This window comes from Faecalibacterium longum (assembly GCF_040094125.1).
Taxonomy (GTDB): domain Bacteria; phylum Bacillota; class Clostridia; order Oscillospirales; family Ruminococcaceae; genus Faecalibacterium; species Faecalibacterium longum.
Window position 1 is genome coordinate 112,783 of sequence record NZ_JBBNIH010000165.1, and the last position, 6,079, is coordinate 118,861.

Genomic DNA, 6,079 nt, shown 5'->3' on the forward strand with positions numbered 1-6,079 from the left:
GGTGCGCCCTTCGTCATTTTGTTCTGTTTCGGCCCGCGTTATTCGGCAGTATCCTCAGCGGGAGCAGCCTCGTCTTCGGCCTCGTCTTCGGCCTCAGCAGGCTCTTCCTCAGCGGGGGCGGCGGTATCCTCGCCGAACAGCAGACGCTCGTACTCGTCCAGCTCCTTCTCACGGCGGCGCAGATAAACAGCCACAGCAGCCAGCGCACCAGCCACAGCAGCCAGCGTTGCGATAACAGCGATCAGACAGGATTTCTTCATAGGTTCAGCACACTCCTTTTTGGTCGAACCAGCGGTCCAGCTATTTTCAGCGGTCGTTCCGCGGCACAGGCTCGGTCTATTCTGAAACTATTATACCCGGACTTCACGAAAATTACAACCAAAAAGGCAAAATTTTGCTTTTTTCAGAGTCCCAGCTTTTTCTTATACGCCTTGAATGCGCCGGGCAGGGTGTATTCGTTCTGCAGCTGTTCGCGGCTGGTCCAGACACAGCCCGCCGGAGCTTCCGCACTGCCGACGCAGACAGAATAGCCGCTCATCCGCCACTCAATGTGGCTGAAAATATGTTTTGCCGCCGGCAGAGGTTCGATGCCCTCACAGGCAAGGCCCAGCGCTTCCAGCCGGCCGCAGACTTCTTCGGCGCTGAGGGCTTCGCCCTCCCACAGAAGCGGCTGCCACAGACCGGCCAGAAGACCTTTTTCGGGCCGCTGCTGCAACAGGAAGCGCTCTTCGGCATCTTCGGCCAGCACTACCGTCACCGGCTCGATGCGCCGTGCCTTGGGCGCAGCCTTATGGGGCAGTTCCAGCGCCGTACCGGCCCTGCGGGCTTCACACAGAGACGCCAGCGGACACTGCTCGCAGAGCGGTGAGCCGTTCGGCACACAGACCAGTGCGCCCAGCTCCATCAGAGCCTGGTTGTAGTCGCCCGCCTTCTCGGGGGGCTGGTGCTCCATGACCCGGGCCGTAAAAGCTCGTTTTACTGTCGGTTCTGTAATAACGCCAGGGTCATTATACAGTCTGGAAAACACCCGCAGCACATTTCCGTCTACCGCCGGGACAGCCAGCCCGAAGCTGATGGACGCGATGGCTCCCGCTGTGTAGTCCCCGATACCGGGCAGAGCGCGGAGGGCGTCGTAGTCGGCTGGCAGCTGCCCGCCGTACTGCTCACAGACGATGCACGCCGCCTTTTGCAGATTGCGCACCCGGCTGTAGTAGCCCAGCCCCTCCCAGAGCTTGTGGAGCTTTTCTTCTTCGCACGCCGCCAGCGCGGGAATGTCCGGCAGGGCGGCGAGGAAGCGCTCATAATAGGGCAGCGCCGCCGAGACGCGGGTCTGCTGCAGCATGATCTCGCTGAGCCAGACGTGGTAGGGGCTGGGGTCGGTGCGGAAAGGCAGGATGCGCTGGTTTTTGTAGAACCATTCCAGCAATGCCGGGGCGATGTTTTCCACTTGTTTTGCTCTCCTTGTTGAAAATAAAAGAAAACCTCTCAGTCAAAGCCTGCGGCTTTGCCAGCTCCCCTACCGAGGGGAGCCTCTGGCGAAAAGGAAAAGTTTCCCGTTCTGCCAAAGCCTCTCCTCGTCAGGAGAGGTGGCATTGCGAAGCAATGACGGAGAGGTTGACTCACTGATTAGAAGCCGTAAGCCGTGCGGGGGAAGGGCAGCACGTCACGGATGTTCTGGATGCCCGTGAGGTACATGATCATGCGCTCGAAGCCCAGACCATAGCCTGCGTGCTCCACGCCGCCGAACTTGCGGAGGTTCAGGTACCAGTCGTAGCTGGACTTGTCCAGACCCAGCTCGTCCATACGGGTCACGAGCTTGTCGTAGTCCTCCTCACGCTGGCTGCCGCCGATGAGCTCGCCGATGCCGGGGACCAGCATATCGGCTGCGGCGACGGTCTTGCCGTCGGCGTTCTGCTTCATGTAGAAGCTCTTGATCTCCTTCGGGTAGTCGGTGACGAAGACAGGCTTCTTGAACACCACCTCGGTCAGGTAGCGCTCGTGCTCGGTCTGGATGTCCACGCCCCACTCCACGGGGAACTGGAACTTCTTGTTGTTCTTCTTCAGGATCTCGATGGCGTCAGTGTAGCTGATGCGGCCAAACTCGCTGTTTGCCACCAGCTCAAGGCGCTCGATGAGGCCCTTGTCGATGAACTGGTTGAAGAAAGCCATCTCATCGGGGCAGTTGTCCAGAACGTAGCGGATAACGTACTTGGTCATGGCCTCGGCGGTGTCCATGTAGCCGTTCAAATCACAGAACGCCATCTCCGGCTCGATCATCCAGAACTCGGCGGCGTGGCGGGTGGTAAAGCTCTTCTCAGCGCGGAAGGTGGGACCAAAGGTGTACACCTTGCCGAACGCCATTGCCATGGCCTCGGCTTCCAGCTGGCCGGAAACGGTCAGGTTGACGGGCTTCTCGAAGAAGTCCTTGGTGTAATCGACGGTGCCGTCCTCGTTCTTGGGGACGTTGTCGAGGTCGAGGGTGGTGACGCGGAACATCTCGCCGGCACCCTCACAGTCGGAAGCGGTCAGCAGCGGAGAGTGGGCGTAGACGAAGCCGTTCTCCTGGAAGAACTTGTGGATGGCGTAAGCGGCCACGCTGCGGACGCGGAAAGCGGCGTTGAAGGTGTTGGTGCGGGGGCGCAGGGTGGGCATGGTGCGCAGATACTCCATGCTCATCTTCTTTTTCTGCAGCGGATACTCGTCGGCGGGGCAGTCGCCCAGTATTTCCACGCTGTCAGCATTCAGCTCGAAAGGCTGCTTTGCCTGCGGAGTCAGCACGATGCGGCCCACGACACGCAGGCTGCTGTACAGGCCGGTGTGGACGACCTCATCGTAGTTTGCCAGCTTGCCGGCTTCCAGCACGACCTGCAGGGTCTTGAAGCAGCCGCCGTCGGACAGGGCGATGAAGCCGATGTTCTTGGAGTCGCGGATGTTCTTTGCCCAGCCGCATACGGTGACGACCGTACCATCGGCGGGGGTGTTCTTGTACAGCGAAACGATCTCAGTGCGTTCCATAGTTTTTCTCCTTATCGATTTTACAAAAGAAAAAGACAGCTTTTCTCCCTGAAAGTTCAGGGCGAACAAGCTGTCTTGTAATGTCCGCGGTGCCACCTGAATTACCGGAAGTGTCCGGTCGCTCACGCGCTCAAGTAAAAGCGCTGCTCCGTTAACGCTGAGCCTGCGGCGCACCTACTGGCGGCGCATTTTTATCACTGCGCCCTGTTCAGTTTGCTGCTCCCGGGTGTTCGTTCACGCACCGTCCGCGCACGGCTCCCAGCTCTGCCGCGCTCTCTGTGGCGTTGTGATGCGCTACTTTTCCCAATCACTGCATTTACCAGTAAAATATAGCACTTTGCCGCCGTTTCGTCAAGTATCCGAGCCAAGCAGGGCCTGCACAAGGCCGTTGGCCGCCAGCTGCCCGGCGTAGAGGGCCTCGTTGAGGTTATTGCCGTGGCCTCCTATCTCGATGAGCAGACTGCCGGTGGTGAGGTCCTGATTATAAAAGCGGTAGCTGAACAGCACCGGCCGGGTGAACCCGGGATACATCCCCTCCATGCTCCGCTCCCATGCGGCGGCAAAACGGAGGTTCTGCCGCCAGCCCGGCAGCCGGACGCTGCCGCCGTTGTCGCACCCGCAGATGATCATGACCTGCGCGGCCTGCCGCCCGTCCACGGTGCAGACCGGGGCCATCCGGGAACCGCCCTCTGTCTCGATGGCGTCCCGGTGGACGTCCAGCACCACCTTGATGCTCGGATACTGCGCCAGATACCGCTGGACGACGGCCCGGCTGTTCTCGTAGCTGCCGGTGTAGCTGGGGTAGTCGTTCAGGGTCTCGTCGTGGAGGGTGTTCAGCCCGGCGGCGTTGAGGGTGTCGGCCATCACCCGGCCCACGGCACACATATTCAGGTTCGTGTCGGTGGTACGGGCGCCGTCGCCGGGCGAATACCACAGCCCCGCCGAGAGGCGGTAGTCCTCAGTGGCGTGGGTGTGCATGATGAGGATCTGCGGGTCAGGGCTGTCCTTTTCGACGCCAAAGGGCAGTGGGTTCTGTATTTCTGCCGCGATGTCCGCCGCAGTCTGTCGGGTGTTGTTCTTGATGCTGCCCGCGCCGCAGGCAACGTACTTTTCACCGCTGCCTTGCGGGTAATTTTTTTCAATCACTGCGCCCGCGCCTTCGGGCCGGGCGTCGTCACCCAGAAGCTCCACAAGATAGCTTTCGATGCCGCCTGTCGGGGCAGCGGCTTCGGGCTGAGAGGCGGCAGTCCCGGTGCTTTCAGGGGCGGCTTCGGCCACAGATGCGGCCTCCTCCTGTGCCGCGCCGGAGACGGCCTTTCGGCTCAGGGAGAGCGCCGTCTGCGCCGCCGGGACAGGCCCGGCGATGACCGCCGCCAGCCCCAGCACAACACTGTGGGCCATGATGGTCAGAGCCGCAAAAAGGGCCGCTGCGCCCAGAAAGGGCAGCAGATGGCTCTGCCCGGCCTCGCCATAGCGCATAGACTGCCCCCTCCCCTTTTGTTTTATCCATACAATATGATGGACGGCCTGGTTTTATCCCACCAGCCAGCAGAGCTGGGCGATGCTGAGCCTCGGCTGCAAGGCGCGGTTAATGGCCGCGCCCAGCAGGGCGGCCCCGTGGGCGATGACGCTGTCCAGTTCCCGAGGCGTCACCACGAGGTCTTTGCCCTCCTGCGCCATCATCAGGGTCGGGATGCCCGCCGCAATCACTGGCAGGCCCAGACGGGCCGCGTCCAGATGCTTGCTGCTGCCGGGCTGGGCCGGGCAGAGGCCAGTGTCGGAGAACTGCAGCGTCCGGCCCAGACGCTGGGGTTCCGACGAGCAGAGGCTGTCCACACAGATGAGGGCCGTGGGCCGCACTTCCCGCACCAGCGCACCGGCCAGCTGCTGCAGGCTCAGACCGGTGGACGCCGAGACGCCCGGGGCCACCGCCGCCACCGGGCGGATGCCCTTCACCGGCGGACGGCCTGCGCCCATCGTGACAAAAATTTTCTGAACGGTGCGGGGGCCGAGGGCGTCGGCGGTGACCCGGCGGTTGCCCACGCCCAACACCAGCACCGGCCCCTCCGGCGGCAGAAGCGCCCGCAGCTCGTCCGCTGCCTGCTCGATGACCTCGGCGTCCCGCTCGTCCAGCACACTGACGCTGGGGACTTCCAGCGTGACGTACCGCCCCCGGGGCTTTTCGAGGCCCTCCCGGGCGATTTCCACCCGCGTCACCGTCACGCCGCCCCGTTTTGCCGTGGCCGCGCGGACTCCGCCGGGCAGGTCAGTCGCGGCCGTGTAGAGCTCGTCCGCCATATCTGTCAAGCGCATGATTTTCCCTCTTTTCTGCTCTGTTTGCCGCCAAAAAGCCGGTTTTGGGGCCTCGCGGCACAAAAAGTATGGGAAAATCAAAACTTTTTGAAACAAAAATCGAAAAAATGCTTGCGCTGGAACGGCAAATATGGTATCATAAGGTGCGCTGTTATAGGTAGCCAAGGAGGTGGAACGAATGCCTAACATCAAATCTCAGAAGGACCGTGTCGTGCAGGCTGTTGCAGAGCAGGCTCACAACAAGGCCATTAAGACCAACCTGAAAACAGTCGTCAAGAAGGCAGACGCTGCCATCGATGCGAATGCCGCTGACAAGGACGCAACCGTCCTGGCTGCTGTTTCCGCGATCGACAAGGCTCGCGCTAAGGGTGTCATCAAAAAGAACACCGCTAGCCGCAAGATCAGCCGTATGGCAAAGCGTGCTAACAAGAACGCTTGATCGCAGTTTGATTGACGAACAAAACCCCTGTACCGGGACCCCGGTGCGGGGGTTTTTGTTTTTTATTTTTCGGGACGGTAAAGTGAGCTTGCGCGCTTTTGGCGCGGGGTGAGTTTTATTGTATGGCCAAATGGCTATGCGCTCCGCGCGGGCCAGAGGCAGAGCTGGTTTTTTCTTTAAGCTGGTTCTCGCGCTGGTGGCGCGGGGCGGGTTTTATTCTTTCGGTCAAATGGCTTTGCGCTCCGCGCGGGCCAGAGATAGGGAGGGGTGTTTCGAATCCCCCCTCCCTACCTCTGGACTCCACTCTCCCCG

Annotated in this window: 6 protein-coding genes and 1 other annotated feature; of the genes, 1 reads left to right on the forward strand and 5 read right to left on the reverse strand. The window is 61.2% G+C overall.

Annotated elements, in window-relative coordinates:
* Positions 1–38: 38 nt before the first annotated feature.
* The 5 genes from AAAU26_RS11855 to gpr form a co-directional block, all read right to left on the reverse strand.
* On the reverse strand, positions 39–260 hold the full coding sequence (locus AAAU26_RS11855) for a phosphatase (RefSeq protein ID WP_227618658.1): 222 nt from the start codon (positions 258–260) through the stop codon (positions 39–41).
* Positions 261–403: 143 nt separating this feature from the next.
* A complete protein-coding gene (gene mutY, locus AAAU26_RS11860) occupies positions 404–1,447 on the reverse strand; it encodes an A/G-specific adenine glycosylase (protein ID WP_227618659.1) in 1,044 nt (347 codons plus the stop codon).
* 179 nt (positions 1,448–1,626) lie between these two features.
* Positions 1,627–3,015 (reverse strand): asparagine--tRNA ligase, encoded by a 1,389-nt coding sequence (gene asnS, locus AAAU26_RS11865; RefSeq protein ID WP_015564447.1) that lies wholly within the window; start codon positions 3,013–3,015, stop codon positions 1,627–1,629.
* A 54-nt stretch (positions 3,016–3,069) separates the two neighbouring features.
* Positions 3,070–3,335, reverse strand: a binding site (T-box leader).
* Positions 3,336–3,366: 31 nt separating this feature from the next.
* Complete coding sequence (spoIIP, locus tag AAAU26_RS11870) at positions 3,367–4,494, reverse strand: stage II sporulation protein P (protein ID WP_227618660.1); 1,128 nt, start codon at positions 4,492–4,494, stop codon at positions 3,367–3,369.
* Between the two features lie 54 nt (positions 4,495–4,548).
* Entirely contained in the window at positions 4,549–5,328 is a 780-nt protein-coding gene (gpr, locus tag AAAU26_RS11875) for a GPR endopeptidase (RefSeq protein WP_158395365.1), read from the reverse strand.
* Between the two features lie 178 nt (positions 5,329–5,506).
* On the opposite strand from gpr, the gene rpsT reads away from it, so the two are divergent.
* Positions 5,507–5,767, forward strand: coding sequence for a 30S ribosomal protein S20 (gene rpsT, locus AAAU26_RS11880; protein WP_149793985.1), 261 nt, complete (start codon positions 5,507–5,509; stop codon positions 5,765–5,767).
* Positions 5,768–6,079: the final 312 nt, after the last annotated feature.

Bases quoted from the DNA above. Each gene is read 5' to 3' on its own strand.
- AAAU26_RS11855 (WP_227618658.1), bottom strand. From the start codon at position 260: ATGAAGAAATCCTGTCTGATCGCTGTTATCGCAACGCTGGCTGCTGTG.
- asnS (WP_015564447.1), bottom strand. From the start codon at position 3,015: ATGGAACGCACTGAGATCGTTTCGCTGTACAAGAACACCCCCGCCGAT.
- spoIIP (WP_227618660.1), bottom strand. From the start codon at position 4,494: ATGCGCTATGGCGAGGCCGGGCAGAGCCATCTGCTGCCCTTTCTGGGC.
- gpr (WP_158395365.1), bottom strand. From the start codon at position 5,328: ATGCGCTTGACAGATATGGCGGACGAGCTCTACACGGCCGCGACTGAC.
- rpsT (WP_149793985.1), top strand. From the start codon at position 5,507: ATGCCTAACATCAAATCTCAGAAGGACCGTGTCGTGCAGGCTGTTGCA.